This window comes from Mesorhizobium sp. WSM4807 (assembly GCF_055811615.1).
Window position 1 is genome coordinate 101,556 of the sequence record NZ_JBVVQY010000014.1, and the last position, 18,899, is coordinate 120,454.

21 protein-coding genes are annotated in these 18,899 nt (G+C 62.6%); 8 read left to right on the forward strand and 13 right to left on the reverse strand.

Annotated elements, in window-relative coordinates:
- Nucleotides 1-115 precede the first annotated feature (115 nt).
- The gene (locus AC0L3N_RS19465; protein WP_123148382.1) at nucleotides 116-436 is read left to right on the forward strand and encodes a DUF1476 domain-containing protein; all 321 of its coding nucleotides are present in this window, start codon (nucleotides 116-118) and stop codon (nucleotides 434-436) included.
- A 124-nt stretch (nucleotides 437-560) separates the two neighbouring features.
- On the opposite strand, the gene AC0L3N_RS19470 is transcribed toward AC0L3N_RS19465, so the two are convergent.
- From AC0L3N_RS19470 to AC0L3N_RS19490, 5 genes are all read right to left on the reverse strand, one after another.
- The gene (locus AC0L3N_RS19470; RefSeq protein ID WP_473549114.1) at nucleotides 561-1,112 is read right to left on the reverse strand and encodes a DUF4142 domain-containing protein; all 552 of its coding nucleotides are present in this window, start codon (nucleotides 1,110-1,112) and stop codon (nucleotides 561-563) included.
- A 145-nt stretch (nucleotides 1,113-1,257) separates the two neighbouring features.
- On the reverse strand, nucleotides 1,258-2,001 hold the full coding sequence (locus AC0L3N_RS19475; RefSeq protein WP_473549115.1) for a DUF899 family protein: 744 nt from the start codon (nucleotides 1,999-2,001) through the stop codon (nucleotides 1,258-1,260).
- Nucleotides 2,002-2,276: 275 nt separating this feature from the next.
- Nucleotides 2,277-2,711, reverse strand: coding sequence for a lysozyme inhibitor LprI family protein (locus AC0L3N_RS19480; protein ID WP_473489016.1), 435 nt, complete (start codon nucleotides 2,709-2,711; stop codon nucleotides 2,277-2,279).
- Nucleotides 2,712-2,883: 172 nt separating this feature from the next.
- Nucleotides 2,884-3,372: a GNAT family N-acetyltransferase gene (locus AC0L3N_RS19485; protein WP_123148543.1), complete on the reverse strand. Its 489-nt coding sequence runs from the start codon at nucleotides 3,370-3,372 to the stop codon at nucleotides 2,884-2,886.
- Between the two features lie 4 nt (nucleotides 3,373-3,376).
- The gene (locus AC0L3N_RS19490) at nucleotides 3,377-4,240 is read right to left on the reverse strand and encodes a transglycosylase SLT domain-containing protein (RefSeq protein WP_473549116.1); all 864 of its coding nucleotides are present in this window, start codon (nucleotides 4,238-4,240) and stop codon (nucleotides 3,377-3,379) included.
- A gap of 180 nt (nucleotides 4,241-4,420) precedes the next feature.
- Between AC0L3N_RS19490 and AC0L3N_RS19495 the strand changes: the two genes are divergently transcribed.
- Nucleotides 4,421-4,990: a methylated-DNA--[protein]-cysteine S-methyltransferase gene (locus tag AC0L3N_RS19495; protein WP_473549117.1), complete on the forward strand. Its 570-nt coding sequence runs from the start codon at nucleotides 4,421-4,423 to the stop codon at nucleotides 4,988-4,990.
- Nucleotides 4,991-5,151: 161 nt separating this feature from the next.
- Here the strand turns inward: AC0L3N_RS19495 and AC0L3N_RS19500 are convergent, their stop codons facing one another.
- Nucleotides 5,152-5,478 carry a hypothetical protein gene (locus AC0L3N_RS19500; RefSeq protein ID WP_473549118.1) on the reverse strand — a complete coding sequence of 109 codons (327 nt, stop codon included), beginning with the start codon at nucleotides 5,476-5,478 and terminating at the stop codon, nucleotides 5,152-5,154.
- A 330-nt stretch (nucleotides 5,479-5,808) separates the two neighbouring features.
- Here AC0L3N_RS19500 and AC0L3N_RS19505 point away from each other — a divergent pair, with 330 nt between their 5' ends.
- The 3 genes from AC0L3N_RS19505 to AC0L3N_RS19515 all read left to right on the forward strand — a co-directional run bounded on the left by AC0L3N_RS19505 (nucleotide 5,809) and on the right by AC0L3N_RS19515 (nucleotide 6,732).
- Nucleotides 5,809-6,021 carry a cold-shock protein gene (locus AC0L3N_RS19505; RefSeq protein WP_023678332.1) on the forward strand — a complete coding sequence of 71 codons (213 nt, stop codon included), beginning with the start codon at nucleotides 5,809-5,811 and terminating at the stop codon, nucleotides 6,019-6,021.
- A gap of 259 nt (nucleotides 6,022-6,280) precedes the next feature.
- A complete protein-coding gene (locus AC0L3N_RS19510) occupies nucleotides 6,281-6,481 on the forward strand; it encodes a hypothetical protein (protein ID WP_123148387.1) in 201 nt (66 codons plus the stop codon).
- Nucleotides 6,478-6,732 carry a type II toxin-antitoxin system RelE family toxin gene (locus AC0L3N_RS19515; protein ID WP_123148388.1) on the forward strand — a complete coding sequence of 85 codons (255 nt, stop codon included), beginning with the start codon at nucleotides 6,478-6,480 and terminating at the stop codon, nucleotides 6,730-6,732. The genes AC0L3N_RS19510 and AC0L3N_RS19515 overlap by 4 nt, the downstream gene beginning before the upstream one ends.
- Nucleotides 6,733-6,746: 14 nt before the next feature.
- Here AC0L3N_RS19515 and AC0L3N_RS19520 read toward each other — a convergent pair whose 3' ends face one another.
- The 3 genes from AC0L3N_RS19520 to AC0L3N_RS19530 form a co-directional block, all read right to left on the reverse strand.
- Nucleotides 6,747-7,358: a glutathione S-transferase family protein gene (locus AC0L3N_RS19520; protein ID WP_123148389.1), complete on the reverse strand. Its 612-nt coding sequence runs from the start codon at nucleotides 7,356-7,358 to the stop codon at nucleotides 6,747-6,749.
- Nucleotides 7,359-7,483: 125 nt separating this feature from the next.
- Nucleotides 7,484-8,338 (reverse strand): EAL domain-containing protein, encoded by an 855-nt coding sequence (locus AC0L3N_RS19525; protein WP_123148390.1) that lies wholly within the window; start codon nucleotides 8,336-8,338, stop codon nucleotides 7,484-7,486.
- Complete coding sequence (locus AC0L3N_RS19530; RefSeq protein WP_123148391.1) at nucleotides 8,335-9,228, reverse strand: EAL domain-containing protein; 894 nt, start codon at nucleotides 9,226-9,228, stop codon at nucleotides 8,335-8,337. The genes AC0L3N_RS19525 and AC0L3N_RS19530 overlap by 4 nt, the downstream gene beginning before the upstream one ends.
- 206 nt (nucleotides 9,229-9,434) lie before the next feature.
- Here AC0L3N_RS19530 and AC0L3N_RS19535 point away from each other — a divergent pair, with 206 nt between their 5' ends.
- Nucleotides 9,435-10,637 carry a pyridoxal phosphate-dependent aminotransferase gene (locus AC0L3N_RS19535; RefSeq protein WP_473549119.1) on the forward strand — a complete coding sequence of 401 codons (1,203 nt, stop codon included), beginning with the start codon at nucleotides 9,435-9,437 and terminating at the stop codon, nucleotides 10,635-10,637.
- Between the two features lie 65 nt (nucleotides 10,638-10,702).
- On the opposite strand, the gene AC0L3N_RS19540 is transcribed toward AC0L3N_RS19535, so the two are convergent.
- Together AC0L3N_RS19540 and AC0L3N_RS19545 are read right to left on the reverse strand one after the other, a co-directional pair.
- Nucleotides 10,703-12,220, reverse strand: a complete 1,518-nt coding sequence (locus AC0L3N_RS19540) for a DHA2 family efflux MFS transporter permease subunit (protein ID WP_473549120.1) — start codon at nucleotides 12,218-12,220, stop codon at nucleotides 10,703-10,705.
- A gap of 57 nt (nucleotides 12,221-12,277) precedes the next feature.
- A complete protein-coding gene (locus AC0L3N_RS19545) occupies nucleotides 12,278-12,685 on the reverse strand; it encodes a (R)-mandelonitrile lyase (protein ID WP_123148393.1) in 408 nt (135 codons plus the stop codon).
- 360 nt (nucleotides 12,686-13,045) lie between these two features.
- Between AC0L3N_RS19545 and AC0L3N_RS19550 the strand changes: the two genes are divergently transcribed.
- On the forward strand, nucleotides 13,046-15,097 hold the full coding sequence (locus tag AC0L3N_RS19550) for an elongation factor G (RefSeq protein WP_123148394.1): 2,052 nt from the start codon (nucleotides 13,046-13,048) through the stop codon (nucleotides 15,095-15,097).
- 964 nt (nucleotides 15,098-16,061) lie between these two features.
- Nucleotides 16,062-16,559, forward strand: a complete 498-nt coding sequence (locus AC0L3N_RS19555) for a methyltransferase family protein (RefSeq protein WP_123148395.1) — start codon at nucleotides 16,062-16,064, stop codon at nucleotides 16,557-16,559.
- 290 nt (nucleotides 16,560-16,849) lie between these two features.
- Here the strand turns inward: AC0L3N_RS19555 and AC0L3N_RS19560 are convergent, their stop codons facing one another.
- Together AC0L3N_RS19560 and trxB are read right to left on the reverse strand one after the other, a co-directional pair.
- Entirely contained in the window at nucleotides 16,850-17,746 is an 897-nt protein-coding gene (locus tag AC0L3N_RS19560) for a LysR family transcriptional regulator (protein WP_023799796.1), read from the reverse strand.
- Nucleotides 17,747-17,818: 72 nt separating this feature from the next.
- Nucleotides 17,819-18,793, reverse strand: coding sequence for a thioredoxin-disulfide reductase (gene trxB, locus AC0L3N_RS19565; RefSeq protein WP_123148546.1), 975 nt, complete (start codon nucleotides 18,791-18,793; stop codon nucleotides 17,819-17,821).
- Between the last annotated feature and the right edge of the window lie 106 nt (nucleotides 18,794-18,899).

Consider the following 18,899-nt stretch of genomic DNA (forward strand, 5'->3'; position numbering starts at 1 on the left):
AATGAACGGTCCGGTCTTGCTTATGACATCTATGCGCGCCATGTTCGGGCCCCACCCGCCGCTCTTCTTCTCCATCGGATGAAGGTCGGAGACTCACACTTGAACGAGGCACACCATGAGCAGTATGAGAGACCGTCAGGAAGGCTTCGAAAAGAAGTTTGCGATGGACGAGGACACGAAGTTCAGGGCCATGGCGCGCCGTAACAAGCTGCTCGGCCTATGGGCCGCCGAAAAACTCGGAAAAACCGGTGCGGACGCCGACGCTTATGCGAAAGAGGTGGTGCGCGCGGACTTCGAAGAGGCCGGGGACGACGATGTGTTGCGCAAGATACGCGCCGATTTCGACGCGGCGGGCGTCGCCCAGTCGGATGTTCAGATTCGCGGCGTCATGGACGACCTGCTGGCGACGGCGGTCGAGCAGATCAAAAACACCTGAGAGCGCCAGCGTAAAGCGCGTCGCGACGCGCTTTAAGTTCTTGTTTTTTGTCGCCCAAAACCGCTGCGCACCCTCGGGTCAGGCCCAGGGTCAGGCCCGAGGGCATGCTTTTGGGTGACATGCATTAGCTGTGGGCGGCCACCAGATCCTTTAGGCGCTCTTCGTGCATCCGCAGCGTCGGTAGTGTCTTCTTGGCGAATTCCTTCAGCGCCGGATCTTCGCCCGACTGCGCATAGGTGGAAAACAGCGCCAACGCCTGCTTGTGCGCCTGCGTCTGCAGGACGATGTATTTCGCCTGGAAGGCATCGCCGTCGAGCTCCTTGAGCTCGTCCAGCATCGCCTGATCCTTCGACAACAAAGCGGGGCCGCTCGCTGTCACCGAGGCCGTGGTCTCGCTCTGCTCGAGAGCTGCCTTGAAATCCTCACCAGCCTTGGTGTGATCCCTAATCATCAGCGAGGCGAAATCCTTCACATCGGCGGCGACGGTCTTTTGTTCGGCCAGCTTGCTGCTTTCAATCTCGAACCGGTTGGCGCTGGGGACCGTTTTGGTGAAGGTCTCGGTCTCGATCTTGGTTTGGCCGACAGCAGGTATATCGGCCGGCGTGGCGGATTGGGCGAAGCCCGCCGGCGCGCCGGCCAGCAAAGCGACCATGGCTAGCGTGAGATGCGTTTTCACAGGAAATCTCCGGGTTTGTGATCCTCGGAGAGTTCAACGCGACACAAGCAGCGAAGTTGCGCGACGGGGACAGGAATGAGGTGTCGGCGACCCTGCCAACACCCCCCGCTCGACGCCGATACGCCGGAAATATGCTTGGCAAAGCTCAGTGGCAGCAGGCGCCGGCATATTGCAGCTGTTCGTTCCATTCCGGCCGGCCCTCCGGCGTGAAATCCATCAGGTTCCACAGGATCTCGCAGGTGCCGACGGCGCGCGGGTCCTGGCCGGGTTCGGACGGCGCGAAGCCAAGCTCCGAACTCCAGAAATGCCGGATGCCATCGGCGTCGCGATGGAACACCGACAGCATCGGAAGTTGCGCGCCGTCGTCGGCCTCGGCGTGGTAGTCGCGCTTGAAGCTGTTGCCGGCCGAGGAGACCAGCCGCATATTCGTCCAGCCGCGATCGCGGCCAAGCGTGATCAGGTTTTCGAGCGCGGTCTTGCCCACCACCGCGAAATTGAAGCCGGCGGCCTCAAGATGGCCAATGGCGCCGTCGAACTGGTCGAGCAGCGCCGTGCAGGACGGGCATGGCTGGTCCGGTCGTGCGAGCTTCGCCGTGCCGCCGCTTGTCGCCACCTCGCGCGTCTCCTGGGGATGGCGCGGAAACATCATAGAGTAGACGATCAGCGTGTCCTTGCCGGGCGAAAACAGTTCCGACAGATTTATGCGGGCCGGCTTGCCGTCGGCGTTAAGTCCGTCGAACACATAATCCTGTGGCACCAGCCCACCCGGCGGCAGTGCGCGGCGGGCGACGGCCACATCCTCCATGGCGCGGCGCAGCTCGATCTCCTTCTGCAAGAGGGTTTCGCGGGCGGCACGATATTCAGCGGATTCATTGGGAAAGGTGATCATCGTCATCTCCATCAGCCGTGCTTGTGGCGGCGCGCCCCGTACGGCAACGCGCCTTTGCCTCTCAAGGACGCATCGCGAAGGAGGGTTCCGACATTTTTGCGCACACAGGCGGCAGAAGACCCCCTCACCCAGCCTCCGCTTCGCTCGGCTGACCTCTTCCTCCAAGGGAGAGGAGACTATCAACGCCGGCGCCAACCTCTTCTCCCGCCGGGGAGAAGGTGGCCGCGAAGCGGCCGGATGAGGGGGACCTCGCATGGGATAGCGGGACAACGAAGCTACTGCGCCGCCGGCACCGGGCAGCTCGTGTCGCCCTCCTGGCAGTTGAGATAGCCCTGAAAATCCTTCAGCCTGATGTTGGTGAGGCTCTCCTTGCAGTCGGCGATAACCATCGGATACATGCTGCCTGCCATATCGGTCGGGCCGCCCTGGAAAGCGCATTCGGAATCGCGGAAGGCGACCCAGGCGCGCTGCGCACCGACCAGCAGCTTCTTCGTCGCAGCATCGTCCTTCAGCCGGCCCTCGATCTGCCTGTAGACGTGGTTGAGCTTCTTGTCGGCTTCGGTGAATGACTTGCCGGCGCATTCGTTCATAGTCGCCTGGTCCTGCGCGTTGGCGCAATCGTCGGCGTGCGCAACGCCCGCAAGAAGCGGAATGGCGAGGATCACCAGACCTGTTTTGGCCATACCCGTTTTGGAAAGCAAAAGCCGCATCGTGTTTCTCCGGTTTCGGTCGAGACCCCGCCCGCGGCACGAAAGCCGCAGGATCGCAGATTAACGCCCGAGCGGTTGCCGGCAAGATGCAGCCTGCCGCCTTGGTGGACACTTCCTTTCCACACTTTGCCCCTCGGCCGCTCGCTCGCTGATCGGCTTCGCCGACCGCCCCTCACCCCGCCCAATCGACTTCGAACATCCCCAGCCGCTCGTAGAGCCTGACGGCGGCGGCGTTCTCCACCGTGCTGGTTTTGAGATCGACATGCTCAGCGCCCCGTGCGCGAAAGGCGGCGAAGACGTGCCACATCAGCGCTTCGGCGATGCCTCGGCCGCGCGCCTCGGGGTGGACGGCAAGGTCTTTGACGAACGCCCTCGTCCAGCACAGTGCCGCGCCCGCCAGCCGACCCTTGCTGTCGATAACCAGGAAACACAAGGCAGCGTCGAATTCCGCGTCGCTTGAAATGCGCGGCCACCATTCCTCGAACGGCCCATCGGCGCCATCGTCGAAGACGGTGGTCAGCAGCGCATGCAAAGCGAGCGCGTCGGCGGCCTCGAAGCCGCGCATGACAAAACCTTCCGGCCAGCGCGGCGGAGCAAGCGTGTCGTCGAGGATCTTGCGCAGCCTTATGTCGTTCGGTGCCGGCGGGCGCGGCTCAGGCATCTGTTCAGGCATCCGGCTGCAGGCGACGCCGACCGCGGTCGCGGCCAAGGCCGGTTTCTCCCAGCATGCCCTTGCGCTTGGCGTCGTAATAATAGCCGCTCTGGTAGAGCCGGTCGGCGCGCTTGGCGTTGCCGCCGGCCACCAGCCAGGCGCCGCGCAGATATTTCACCGCATATTTCAGATTGGTCTCGGCGTCGAACAACCCGCTCGCCGGCCCGTCATAGCCCATGCCGCGCGCCGTCGCATGCTTGATCTGCATCAGCCCCCAATGGCCGCGATTGTAGGCCTTGGGATTGAAGGTGCTCTCGCGCCTGACGACACGGCGCACCAGATCGACCGGAACCTCATAGAGGATGGCATATTTCTCGATCAGCCGCTCGATCTCGCCGCGCGGGCCCGCCGAATACTCCTTGGCAGGGCTGGTCGAAAGCAGGGCGGACGGATCCTCAGGCACGACATAGGCGGCCTGCTGAACGCCGGGCATTGTCTTGCCTGTCTCGCCGGTGATCGGCATGGCGACAGCGGCCGTCGCATAGACAGGTGGTGCGCCGGCTGACGCGGCAACGGCCGTCATGGCTGCAGGTGCAGTCGCGTCCAGCGGAGTCGGGCCGGCAAAGGCGGCCGGCTGGGCAGGCATCGCGGTGGGGTCGACAGCCAGCGCCGCCATCTGGACAGGCGCGATGCCGGACGATTCCGGCAGCACCGAAACCGTGTCGGGCAGCGCTAGCGTAAAGCCGGCATCAGCGCCTGCGGCGGTGGTTTCAGTCAGGGAAGGCACGGCCTTCGTCTGCGAGGTCGAAGTGCAGCCGCTGAGACCGGCCGCAGCGAGCATCACGCCGATCGCGGGAAAGATGATTTTTGCTGGCAAGCCGCGCTCGGGTCCGGTTCGTCTGTTAAGAAAGTCCTTACACCAGCGCCTTTGCCCCGGCAATCCGCCGCCAGTCGGGACCTCGAATGGTTTTCGGGTGGCAACACCAGCCTGAAAATGCGATATCTCGTTCTCGATATGTACTGGATTGCCATCCGTTTCTGCGGAAAGGAGCACATCATGGAAGGCACCTCTCAAGCCGTCGCCGGCCACACGGTCTTCGAAACCGTGATCGGCTTCATGGGCATCGCCTGGAGCGAGGCCGGATTGACCCGGCTCTGCCTGCCCCAGCGCAACCGCGACGCGGTGGAACGCCAGCTTTTGCGTCATGCCGGCAGTGCCGCTTCGAGCGCCCAACCGCAATGGATTAGCGAGCTGATTCTGTCGATAAAGGCCTATGCAGCCGGCGAGGACGTCGATTTCTCCGGTGTGCCGGTCGATCTCGCCGGCGTCGACGATTTCCGCCTCGCCATCTACGACGCGGCGCGAAAGCTCGCTTTCGGCGAGACCACCACCTATGGCGAACTGGCCAAGCGCGCCGGGCATGCAGGGCTCGCGCGTGAGACGGGCGCCGCACTCGGCGCCAACCCGGTGCCGCTGGTCATCCCTTGCCACCGCATTCTTGCCGCCGGCGGCAAGATCGGCGGTTTTTCTGCGCCCGGCGGCTCGACCACCAAGGAAAAAATGCTGGCGATGGAAGGCGTGCGCGTCGGTCCGCCGCCTCTGGCGCAGGTCTCGTTCGGCTTCTAGGGTGTGTTGATTTTCAGGTGCTGCCGGCCTGCAAACGGCGGCTTCCTGCGCTTCCGGTGCTCACGTACCCAAAAGTACGCTCCGCTCCGGTTCTCGGAACCCACCGCTTTCGGCTCGGCCTGACGTAAATCTCAACACACCCCGGCGCAGATCTCGAAGACCTAGTTCGGAAAGATGCGCCGGCGGAAATGCCGGTCTGTTTCCACGCGCTTGCACTTGTAGACGATGCAGGACCTGGTATCGGCGCTCGGCACCGAGGCGCGTGCCCTGACCTCCCCCATGTTGCAGAAACGCTGGCTTCGCACATAGCGGTCGTAGAGCGGCAGCCCCGGCGTGCGCGTCGACTGGTAACGCAGGATGACGGCGCCTTCACGCGCGATCGTCGCCCGCACCGTACCGCAACTCATGCGGCTCGGGTCGTAGCGCGAGATCGCCTGCGCCTCGGCGGCCACCAGCGTCAGGCAGGCGGCAAGCAGAACAGTTTTCATGGTCCTCTCCCCAAACAGGACCGGGCGCTCGAAGGCGGCGCGATCCTTCCCCGCAACGTGCGCGATAGGGATTCGACCCTCCGCAACGCGCGACGTTGCAAGGCTTTCAGGCGATTGGGGCGGCCATTGGGCAGCGCCGCATCAGCACCTTTTTTCGTGCAGTCTTGTTTTTTGCGGAGAAGCAGACTATATGAGGTCCATTGATATTTCGGCCGATCGATCCGGGCCTCGCGATATTCGCGTTTGCTGACGTCTATCCCCAAAATCTCGATACAAACCGGCTGGACTTAGGTTCGGTCAAGCTAAAGCAAACGTATAAGGACTATCGAAATGGCAACAGGTACGGTCAAGTGGTTTAATTCCACCAAGGGTTTCGGCTTCATCCAGCCTGACAGCGGCGGCGCGGACGTTTTCGTCCACATCTCTGCAGTCGAGCGCGCTGGGCTGTCGACCCTGGTCGAAGGCCAGAAGATCAACTTCGAGATCGAGCAGGACCGCCGCACTGGCAAGTCGTCCGCTGGGTCTCTGAGCAAGGCAGCCTGATTTTGCGAATGGCGCGCGCCGGGCGACAGCTCGGGGCGCGCGGCAAGTCACGGATGTAGTGACGGTCGCGCGAGAAGCGCACCGGAGCGGAAAGACACCGACAAGCCGAAGCAGCAGATTGCTGCCGGCCCGGACCAAACGCTCCCGATCAGGCTACCAAGCATGGGAAGGCGGGATTTTGTCCCGCCTTTTTGCTGTCCGGATTCCGGATGAAACAGCCACCTTGGCCTTATTGTACCAGTCATGGTATTTTTAGCCTATGAGCAAGCTCGAACAGATCGAAAAATCCGTTGCCGAACTAAGCCCTGAGGAGCTGAAGGCGTTTGCCGCCTGGTTCGAGGCGCTGCAAGCGGACATATGGGATCGGCAGATCGAAACCGACGCCAAGGCCGGCAGGCTGGATAAACTTGCCGAGCAGGCCTTGGCTGACCATCGCGCCGGCCGGACCCGGTCTCTGTGAATCATTTCGCCACTCCCTCATTCTGGGAGGCTTATGCAAAACTGCCCTCGTCGATCAGAGCAAAGGCGGACAAATGTTTCGCCAAGCTACGTTCTGATCCGTTTCACCCGTCGCTGCATTTCAAACAGGTCGGACGCTATTGGTCGGCCCGGGTTGATCTCAGCTACCGCGCCGTAGCTGTCCGCGACCACGATGACGTGATCTGGTTTTGGATCGGCACCCACTCCGAATATGACCACCTGCTGAAATAGCCGTAAGGACAGAACTACCCCAGCCATTCCATCGACACATGCCCCGGATCGGCCTCGACTCGTTTCAGCCAGGCCGCCACCGCTGGATAGGCGTCGAGCTGGAAGCCGCCCATCTCGGCCGTATGCGTATAGGCGTAGAGCGCGATGTCGGCGACGCTCAATGCCTCACCGGCAAAGAACGCACTGCCCGCCAGATGCTTGTTCATCACGCCGAGCGCCTTGTTGCCGCGCTCCAGCGTCACCGCCAGCCGTTCCGGCGTCGCATCCTTGGCCCGTTCGGGAAAGGTGAGCAGCGCCTTGCGCACCGCGATATAGGGTTCGTGGCTGTACTGCTCGAAGAACAGCCACTGATAGGCCAGCGCCCGCTCGTATTTGTCGGCCGGCAGGTACCGAGTGCCCTCGGCGAGATAGAGCAGGATGGCGTTGGATTCGGCAAGCCGCCAGCCGTCGTCGAGTTCGAGCAGCGGCACCATGGCGTTCGGGTTCTTGGCGACATAGTCCGGCTTGCGCGTGTCGCCGGTATGCGAACTCACCTCGACATTGGTGAAGGCCATGCCCAGCTTGCCCATCAACAGGCGCGGCTTGTAGCAATTGCCGCTGTCGATCATTCCGTAGAGTATGGTCATTGGCGCTCCGCTCGCTCGTGCAACGACAGCCCTTGGGGCCTGAGTCCGGTCTCAAGGCTCTATCCCGGCGGCAACGGCTTCATCCAGTGATTTGTTTTGGCGCAACCATCAGCGCCGCTGATGGATCACCCAAACAACGGCACGACGTTATTGTCCCTGCCAAGCAGCCTGTCGATCGATAGCGGTTCCTCATCGAACAGCGTGCCGGCCAGCGCCGGCCGGGCAAGGTAAAAACCCTGCAAAAGATCGACGCCGCCGTCCAGCGCGACGCGCAGATGCGTGGATTGCTCGATGCCTTCGACCAGCACCTTGGTGCCGCGGTCGTGCAGCGCAGAGACCAGCGGCCGGAAAAACCGCTCGGCGGCGGCATGGCGGCAGAATTCCGCGAACCAGGTGCCGTCGATCTTGACGATGTCGGGCTGGACAAGCGCGACCCGTTCTTCCGTCGAATGCCCGGTGCCGAAATCGTCGATGGCGATGCGGATGCCGTCACGCCGCATCTCGCGCGCCAGGCTGACGAGCACCTTGTCGTCGGCCGCCTGTTCGGTGATTTCGCAGACCAGCATGCCGGGGTAGAGATCGAACTCGGCGAGATGCCTGGTCATCAGCCTGATCTCAGCCAGCGCTCGCCCGGGGTCATCGTTGATCAGCGGATTGTAGTTGAAGAATAGGTCGAGCCCATCGACGCCGATGTTGCGGAAGTTCCGGAGATGCAGCACCCGGCACATCGTCTCGACGAACAGGCGATCCGCCACGGGGACGCCCTCGAAAAATACGCGCGGCGCGACCGACCTGCCGGCGCGGTGCGGCTCGATCAGGCCCTCGACCGCGACGGCCTTCAAAAACCTGCCGCGCGGGGCAAAAATCGGCTGATAGGCGCTTCTCAACCGGAACGCGCCATAGACGCCGTATTCGATACCGACCTCATCGGTAAAGATTGCTTCGCCGACATTGCGCCGCCTGTCCGGCCGCCCGGTCATGGCACCGCCTTGCGCCCGAAAGCCCGTTTCGGCCGCGGCGAAGGCGAGACAGTCGCAGGCGCCTCGCCGGCATCTGGCACTGTCACCGGCATCTGCCTGTCCTTGCCGAAGGCGTGAAAGCTGGTCGGTGCAAGCTCGGGGCGCGCCAGTGCGAATCCCTGCACCATCGAGGCTCCCGATTTCTCGGCCAGTTCAAGCTGCCAGCCCTCCTCTATGCCCTCGAACACGGTGCGGATGCCTTGCTGTTCGAAACTTGCCACCATGGCGGTCAGCAGTGCGAAACCGGCGCCGGACTCCATCAGCTGCATGACCCAGCGGGCATCGAATTTGACGATGTCCGGCCGGAGCTCCTTGATGCGGTTGATGTCGGACTCGTCGGCGCCGTAGTCGTCGACGGCTATGCGAAACCCGTTGGCCCTGAGTGCCTCGACGAAATTGTAGAGCGTTTCTTGCGACGCTGATTTTTGCTCGGTCACCTCGCAGACGACGCGGTTCGCATCGATCTCAGCCTCATGCAGCACCAGCCGCATGTCGCGCAGCGCCTTGTCGGCGATGCTGCGGTCGGTGAACACCGAAGGATCGAAGTTGATGAAGATGGATGCCTCTTGCGGCAGGCAAGCGCCGGCGTTCAAAAGATGCAGCGTCCTTGTCAGCGCCTCGATATGCAGGCGGTCGACCGTCGGACAGGTGTTGAAAAAGCTCACCGGCGACTGCGGCTCGCCGTCGCGGAACGGCCGGATCAGCCCCTCGAATCCGGTGACGGACAATTTGCCGTTGCTGAAGGCGAAGATCGGCTGGAAAGCGCTCTGCAGCGTATAGATGCCCCAGACACCGCTGGCGGTGCCGTCGTCATGACGGACGATATGGGCATGCTCGATGCTGCGCGACACGGTTCCTCGCTCTGCGAGACTGGCGGAATGGGTCGTGGATCCAGCCACTCGGGGTTTTACCGCCTGCAGGTGAATTTATTGTTGCCGGATTTGCCGGGGTTTGTGATCTGGCTCATCCGACAATGCTTGCGCTTGGCGGAATGATGCGACATGAGAAGCGCCGCGGTTGGATGGACCGCCTGCATCCCCAAGGAGATAACATCGTCATGGCCTTTCTTGCTGACGTCCTTTCCCGCGTAAAGCCTTCCGCGACCATCGCGGTGACGCAGAAAGCGCGCGAGCTGAAAAACGCCGGCCGTGACGTGATTGGGTTGGGTGCCGGCGAACCGGACTTCGACACGCCGGACAACATCAAGAACGCTGCGATCGAGGCCATCCGCCGCGGCGAAACGAAATATCCTCCTGTTTCCGGCATCGTGCCGCTGCGCGAGGCGATCGCCAAAAAATTCAAGCGAGAAAACAATCTCGACTACCGGCCGGAGCAGACCATCGTCGGCACCGGCGGCAAGCAGATCCTGTTCAATGCCTTTATGGCGACGCTGAATCCCGGCGACGAGGTCATCATTCCGAGGCCGTACTGGGTCAGCTATCCCGAGATGGTGGCGATCTGCGGCGGCACCCCGGCATTTGCCGACACCTCCATCGACAACGGCTTCAAGCTGACGGCGGCGGCGTTGGAAAAGGCGATCACGCCGCGCACCAAATGGCTGTTGATGAACTCACCGTCGAACCCGTCGGGCGCCGCCTACACCGAGGCTGAATTGCGCGCGCTGGCCGACGTGCTGCTCGAACATCCCCATGTCTGGGTGCTGACCGACGACATGTACGAGCACCTGATCTACGGCGATTTCGTCTTCAGGACCATCGCCGAGGTCGAGCCGAAGCTTTATGAGCGCACGCTGACGATGAACGGCGTGTCGAAGGCCTATGCCATGACCGGCTGGCGCATCGGCTATGCGGCCGGGCCCGTGGCGCTGATCAAGGCGATGGATATGATCCAGGGCCAGCAGACCTCCGGCGCCTGCACCATTGCCCAGTGGGCATCGGTGGAGGCGCTGAACGGTCCGCAGGATTTCATTGCGAAAAACAAGGCGATCTTCCAGGCTCGGCGCGATCTCGTCGTGTCGATGCTCAACCAGGCGCGCGGCATTACATGTCCCTCGCCGGAAGGCGCCTTCTATGTCTATCCGTCCTGTGCCCAGTTGATCGGCAAGAAGACCAAAGCCGGCAAGGTGATCGACAGCGACGAAGCCTTCTGCTCGGAGCTGCTCGAGGCCGAGGGCGTCGCGGTCGTGTTCGGCTCGGCCTTCGGCCTCGGCCCGAACTTCCGCATCTCCTACGCCACATCGGAGGCGCTGCTCGAAGAGGCCTGCACACGAATCCAGCGCTTCACCGCCTCGCTGATCTGATCAGGCGCATCTCAAACACCAAAACCCTGCCGCGAGCCGGGTTTTCATCACGATAGGCACCAGCCTCATCCCCGCTGATTGGTTTCGCGTGCCGAACGTGCCTCGGCCGGCGCCAGAACGGTGACCAGAAGCCCGGCCGTGACGAACGAAACGATGGCCGCCGTCAGCATCGCCGCATGGAAACCGCCGGCATAAGCGGCTGCGAACAGATCGCGCAGGCTCTCCTCGCCCATCGCCGCATCGGCTGCGAAATCGTACCTTGAAACGGCGGCGCGGGCCACCGCTCCGGCATTGGCGACACCGGCATTTTCAAGATGCGCCGTCAGCAGGGCTGTTGCTCGCATGCTCATCAAGGCGCCGAGCAGGGCGATGCCGATGGCGGTGCCGCCCTGGCGGGTTGCGTTGATCACCGCCGACACCATGCCCGAACGCTCGCGCGGCGCAAACGACATCGCGGCAGCACTGCCGGTCGGGATGGACAGCCCATTGCCGAGGCCGCCGACGGCAAACAGCAGGCCGATCGTCACATAGGTTGTCGAGGGTCCAACCCAGCACATTCCCAGCATGGAAAGACCGCTCGAAAGATAGCCCGATGTCATCAGCGCCGAGTGTCCGTAGCGCTGACTGAGCCTGCCGATCGCCGGCGACACGACCATTTGGACAAGGAACAGCGGCGCCATGCGCAGGCCGGTCTGTGTCGGCGACCAGCCCTGCGCCTGCTGCAGGAACATCGAATAGAGGAAGACGCTGGTGTAGGAGGTGAGGCCGAGCGCGAACGAGGCGACATTGGCGACGGCAAAGCGAATGTCGCGGAACAGGCCAAGCGGCAGCATCGGCCGCGGCGTGCGTGCCTCGAAGACAAGGAATGCCACTAGGCCGGCGAAGCCGACGACAAGGGCGATAACAGCCTCTCGATCGCCCCAACCTTTTTCGCCTGCCGAGATCAGGCCGAAGGTCAAGGCGCCCAGCCACAGAATGCTAAGCGCCAGGCCGACAAGGTCGAGATGGGCATGCTCGGGGTGTGAAGTCTCTACGATCGAAGCCGCACCGAGCACGATCGTGGCCAGGCCGAGCGGCAGGTTGATCAGGAAAATGCTCTGCCATCCGGCGGTTTCGACCAGGATGCCGCCGAGGACCGGGCCGGCGAGCAGCGAGACAGCGGCGAACGACGCCCAGCCTCCGATAACGCCGGCACGCTCGCGACCGTCGGGAAACGCCTGCGTCAGAATCGACAGCGCACCCGGAATGATCAGCGATCCGGCTATCCCCTGCACCACCCGGCCCACCAGCAGCACCGGCAGGTTGGGCGCGATTGCACAGATGGCGGAACCGGCCACGAAAATGCCGATGCCTGCCAGCCAGGAGCGCTTGCGCCCGTAGCGGTCAGCGATCAGGCCTGCCGACAGCATGAAGGCCGACAGGCAAAGCGTGTAGGCGTCGATCACCCATTGCAGCCCGGCGAAATCGATGCCGAGCGCAAGCTGGATCGTCGGCAGCGCGACGTTGACGATGCTGATGTCGAGCAGTGCGACGAATGTGCCGAGATAGACGGCGGCAACAAGAGGCAAGCGACGCTTCGACATGTCGACTCCAAACCTGAGTATGGAAAATCACCTATAATGATCGGACGCGGCGCGCTTTTAGGTCCGATCAACGCCGCCATACTGAACGTCTGTCACCGTCTCCAGCCAGTCGGCATGGACGCCGTCGAGCGCCTCCTGCATGGCGATATGCGCCATCGCCGATTTCGGGCCGGCGCCATGCCAGTGCTTTTCCTCAGGCGCGAACGAAATGACGTCGCCGGCCCTGATCGCCTGTACCGGCTCGCCCCAGCTTTGCGCGAGGCCGGCGCCTGATATGACATAGAGCGTCTGGCCGAGCGGATGCGTATGCCAGTGGGTACGCGCGCCGGGCTCGAAACTGACGATGATGGCGCGCAGCCGCGCTGGCGCTTCCTTCTCGATGATCGGCGTCTGCCACACACGTCCGGTGAAGTACTTTTCCGGCGCAATGACGGTCGGCACGCTGCCGCAGGCAATGATTTTCATCGTCGCGAGTCCTCAAGCTGATGGCGGATCGGTCGGCGACGGCCGTTCCTTTTTGTCGCAAGAAGCAGGCACTTTCGTCCGATAACCATCATGGCGCAACCGCTTTTGCGGCTGTTCGGCGACGGGCTCTGTCGCGGGATTTGATAGGAGGCTAGGCTCGCATCCAACGGCTTCGCCGATCACGGCTCAACATCCGCGACATCAGGCGATCCTCAAATCCCCGATTCTCAAATCACTTGCCCTCCCGGCTAACCCGTGGGACGATGCCTTTGGGTAGGTGGCAAACTGAAAAAAGCCCCGCCCGCGACGGTCGACAGGCCGGCCGCCGCTCCCAGGGAAACGCCTGAGTGGAGGTCAGTCATGGGAACTCGCGCCGGAGGACGACGCACGGGACCGAAATGCATTGCCATAGTCGGTCCCTTTGCAAGCGGTAAGACGACACTTCTCGAAGCCATATTGGCCCGCACGGGCGCCATTCCCCGCCAGAATCCCGTTTCCTCGGGAAATACCGTTTCCGATCATTCGCCCGAGGCACGCGCCCACGCCATGAGCGTCGAGGCGACCTTTGCGACCACCGAATTCATGGACGAGCAACTCACCTTCGTCGATTGTCCCGGTTCCATCGAATTCTCTTTCGAGGCAGAGCCGGTGCTTGCCGCCTGCGACATCGCCGTGGTCGTCGCTGAAGCCGACGCGAAGAAGATCCCTGCCCTGCAGCTGATCATGCGCAAGCTCGACGATCTCGGCGTGCCGCGCATCATGTTCCTCAACAAGGTCGATAAGGCGATATCAGGCGTGCGCGACACGCTGAAGATGCTGCAGCCGGCAAGCTCGGTGCCGTTGCTGCTTCGCCAGATTCCGCTGCGCAAGAACGGTGTCGTCATCGGCTCGATCGATCTCGCTCTGGAGCGCGCCTACATCTATCGCGAATATGCCGAAAGCGAGGTCGCCCAGATTCCCAGCGACGACAAGGCGCGCGAGCTGGAGGCGCGCTTTTCCATGCTGGAGACACTTGCCGACCATGACGACCAGTTGATGGAGCAGCTCCTCGAAGAGATCGAGCCGCCGAAGGACGCGATCTTCGACGACCTCGCCGCCGACCTGCGTGACGGCGCGGTGACACCGGTGCTGATCGGCACCGCCGAGAAGGGCAATGGTGTGCTGCGGCTTCTAAAGACGATCCGCCACGACGCGCCTGATGTTGAAGCAACGCGCAAGCGCCTCGGTGCACCTGACGGCAATACGACCGTAGTCCAGGTGATGAAGACCATCCATACTGCGCATGGCGGCAAGCTGTCGGTCTCGCGCATCCTGTCCGGTCAGCTTGCCGACGCCTCCGAGCTGTTCCTTTCGAATGGCGCCACGGCAAAGGTGTCCGGCATCTACAGGATGCTCGGCAAGGACCAGACCAAGCTCACCTCGGCCAAGGCCGGCGACACGGTCGCGCTCGGCAAGCTGGACGACGTCACGACCGGTCAGACGCTGAGCTCGGCCAAGGGCGGCATCAAGCCGCTGGTGACGCTGGCGCCGCCGCAACCAGTCTTCGCCTTCGCGCTGCGGCCGAAGGAACGCAAGGACGAGGTGAAGATGTCCGCGGCCATCCAGCGCCTTGCCGAAGAAGATCCCTCGCTCAGCCTGCGCCACAATCAGGATTCGGCCGAAACCGTGCTGTCGGGCCATGGCGAGATGCATCTGCGCGTCGTGCGCGAGCGGCTGGAAGGCAAGAACCAGATCCCGGTCGAAGGTCATCCGCCGGCGGTGCCTTATCGAGAGACGATCCGCAAAACGGCGCAGCAGCGTGGCCGCCACAAGAAGCAGTCGGGCGGCCATGGCCAGTTCGGCGATGTGGTCATCGAGATCAAGCCGCTGCCGCGCGGCTCCGGCTTCCAGTTCACCGACACCATCACCGGCGGCGCCGTGCCGAAAACCTATATCCAGTCGGTCGAGACCGGCGTGCGTGACTATCTGAAATCCGGCCCGCTCGGCTTTCAGGTGGTCGATGTCGCGGTCAACCTGTCCGACGGCTCCTATCATGCCGTCGATTCCTCGGACATGGCCTTCCAGATGGCGGCGAAGCTGGCGATGAAGGAAGGCATGGCCGCCTGCTCGCCAGTGCTGCTCGAACCTATCATGAAGGTCGAGATCGTCACGCCGTCCGACGCCACGTCGAGGATCATCGCCCTGATCCCGCAGCGGCGCGGCCAGATCCTCGGCTACGATGCGCGGCCCGGCTGGCCGGGATGGGATGTCGTCGAGGCGACCATGCCGCAGGCCGAGATCGGCGACCTGATCATCGAGTTGCGTTCGGCCACCGCGGGCGTGGCCAGCTATCGTGCCACCTTCGACCATATGGCCGAACTCACCGGTCGCCTGGCCGATGAGGCGTTGAACGCCAATGGCAAGGCCGCCTGATACTGGATTTTGACGCCGGTATCGCAGGCTGCAGAACACAGGGAAACGGCGTCCGGAGTGATCCGGACGCCGTTTCCTTGCGGACCGTCTTCGTGGGAGGCGAAAACGGCAGGTCCGCCGCACATGCCGCCAGCGCCTGACGGCCTCAGCGGAAGAATGGTTCGGACGCGGTAGCCGCCTGAGCCCGGATCGTCCGAGTGATGCCCCCATCTCCCGCACGAACCACACCGCGTCCTATGATCTGCTTAGTCGATGATGGGCGCCTGGGATATGTTACCTGAGGTTACATGTCACTGTTACGTGACAATTTCGGTCGGCTTTCCCTGGGCGCCAGCAGGTTTCAGGCAACAAAAAAGCCGGATCAATGAAGATCCGGCTGAGTTTGATTGGAAGTGCCTGTTAAGGCTAACCTCCAGAGGGGAACACTCGAGGGCGCTAATGGGAGGAGAACGCGCCCAGGAGATGATCTATATATGTGCTCATCATGCCCAAGAAACAAGCATCTATTTTGCAACACACGCATGCAAAATGACACAGGCTGTGGTCTAACCCATTCCTTGGCCCCGTAGGACCAGCAGAATCGTCGAAATGCGGTGCACAGCCAGGCAAAAACCATCGCGAAATAGCGAATCAGAGCCAATTCTCGGCCCGGAATGCAGAAACAACGAATGACGTCGAATCAGGCAGCACGCGTTTATTTTTGCAGCAGCCGCGCATCGGCCCGAAAATTGGCATCGATGTTCGGAAAGCACGGTGCGCAGATCCAAAGTGCTAAAGCGTATTTGTGCGTCCAAGCAGGCGCACGCCGCTCTAATGCATGTCGCCCAAAAGCATGCCCTCGGGCCCGACCCGAGGGTGCGCAGTGGTTTTGGGACAACGACATGCATAAAAACAAGAACTGAAAGCGCGTCGCATGAATCCCTTTGAATCCTTCAGACGCGACGCGCTTTAGAAGGAAGCCTCGATGAGGACACGTCAGGCGATCGCCGGCAGCGCGCTATTCTTCATCGCAGCGCCCGGCGTGGTCGCGGGATTGCTGCCCTGGCTTTTGACCGATCGCTATCGTCTGCCATGGTCGACCCGGCCCGGCTTGGTCCCCGTCGGCTGGGTCCTGATTGTCGTCGCAGCGGCCTTGCTGCTTCATGCTTTCGCCCGTTTTTCCCTCGAAGGCCGGGGCACGCCCGCCCCGGTCGCGCCAACCGAGCGACTGGTTGTCGGCGGCATCTACCGCCATGTCCGCAACCCGATGTATGTGGCGGTGCTGGCGATCATCCTTGGCCAGGCGCTGCTGTTTTCGAGCTGGGCTCTCGTCGCCTATGCCGCTATCGCCGCCATCGCCATGGTCTCCTTCGTGAAGTTCTATGAGGAACCGACGCTTGCTCGGCGCTATGGCGCCGACTACGAGGCCTACCGCCGCGCCGTCCCCGGCTGGCTGCCCCGCCTGACGCCATGGCGCGGGTGAGCCGGAAAGCGGAGATGGCGCCGTTTCAGGGTGTGTTCAGGTCAGGCCGAGTCGAGAATGGTGGGTTCCGAGAAACGGAACGGAGCGGGACAAGGGTCCGTAAGTACCGGAAGCGCAGGTATCAGCCGTTCGCAGGCCGGCATCACCTGAATATCGACATACCCTAATGCGTGTCGCCCAAAAGCTTGCCCTCGGGCTTGACCCGAGGGGCGCAGCGGTTTTGGGATAACGACATGCATAAAGACAAGAACCTAAGCGCGTCGCATGTATCCGTTCAAACGCGACGCGCTTTAGAACGACCAGCTGCGCGCCTTGGCGATGATAAAATCGCGGAAGACGTGCAGTTTCGCTTGGTTCTTCATCGCATCGGGATAAGCGAAATAGGTGTCGAAGGACGGCACTTCGGTCTCCGGCAGCAACTGCACCAGCCCTGAGTCCTTGCTGACCACATAGTCGGGCAGCATGGCGATGCCGGCACCACCCTGAACCGCGCGCTTGATCGACAATATGTCGTTGATCTGCAGCGTCGGCACCCTTTGCCCGCCTTCGAAATCGCCGACCGTTTCCAGCCAGTTCAATTCCGACAAATGCGCCGGCACCGGCACGCCGAAGGTGACGATGCGATGGCTCTTCAACTCGGCGATCGACGCCGGCTTGCCATACTTGTTGACGTAAGAAGGGGCGGCGTAGAGATGGAAATGCACGGTGAACAGGCGGCGCTGGATGAGATCGGGCTGCTGCGGCTGGCGCAGCCGGATCGCGCAATCCGCTCGGCGCATGGTGAGGTCGAGTTCCTCGTTCGCCAGGATCAACTGCAGGCTGATCTCAGGATAGAGCTCGATGAATTCCTGCACGCGCTCGGTCAGCCAGCCGGCACCGAGCCCCACCGTGGTCGTCACCCTAAGCACGCCGGAGGGCCGGTCCTTGGCCTCGGTCAGCCGCGATTTGATCGTCTCCAGCTTCATCAGCACGTCATGCGCCGTGCGGAACAGCATCTCACCCTGCTCGGTCAACACCAGGCCGCGGGCATGGCGATTGAACAGCGGCACGCCGACGTCATGTTCGAGCGCGCTGACCTGCCGCGAGATCGCCGATTGCGACAGATGCAGTGTCTCGGCGGCATGGGTGAACGACCCAGCTTCCGCCGCAGCGTGAAACACGCGTAGCTTGTCCCAGTCCAACGCCATGATGCCCCCGTTCTGTTTTCTGGCGTCTGAATGAAAAATCAGGCTTTTGCGCGGCTTTTCTCGGCCGCTTCCTTACTCCGCCGCTTCGCGGTGAACTTCGATCCCGGCGAGGTACTTTTCCGCCTCGAGCGCGGCCATGCAGCCGAGCCCCGCCGCCGTCACCGCCTGGCGGTAGATGTCGTCGGTCACGTCGCCGGCGGCGAACACGCCCGGCACGTCGGTGCAGGTCGAATCCGGCGCCGTCCACAGATAGCCGTTCGGCTTCTGCTTCAGCTTGCCGGCGAACAGCTCGACTGCCGGCGCATGGCCGATCGCCACGAACACGCCGTCGACCGTCAGATGCATCTCCTGGCCGGTCACCACATTGCGCAGCTTCAGCCCTTCCACCGACGGCGGCAGCGGCGTCTTGCCGGACTGGCCGGTGATCTCGTCGACGACGGTGTCCCAGATGACGCGGATATTGTCCTTCTTGAACAGCCGCTCGCTAAGGATGCGCTCGGCGCGGAAGTCGCTGCGCCGGTGGATGACCGTAACGCTCTTTGCCAGGTTGGAAAGGTAGAGCGCCTCCTCCACCGCCGAATTGCCGCCGCCGATCACCGCGACATCCTTGCCGCGATAGAAGAAGCCGTCGCAGGTGGCGCAGGCCGATACGCCGAAGCCCATGAAGGTCTGTTCGCTCGGGATGCCCAGCCATTTCGCCTGCGCACCGGTGGCGATGATCAGCGCGTCGGCGGTATAGGTGGTGCCGGAATCGCCCTTGGCACGGAACGGCCGCACATTGAGGTCGACTTCGGTGATGATGTCATTGATGACGTCGGTGCCGACATGCTCGGCCTGCTTCAACATTTGTTCCATCAGCCACGGACCCTGGATCGGATCGGCGAAGCCCGGATAGTTTTCGACGTCGGTGGTGATCACCAGCTGGCCGCCCTGCTGCAGCCCGGCGACCAGCATCGGCTTCAGCATGGCGCGGGCGGCGTAGATTGCCGCCGTATAGCCGGCGGGGCCGGAACCGATGATGAGAACGGGTGCGTGCTTGGTGATCATGGACAGGCTTTCACAAAACCGGACGCGAATGAAGCGTCCGGCACAGGGTTCGATATCGGCCCTAATCTAGGTGTTGCAGGCGACGCCAGCAAGACGACCTGGCCTT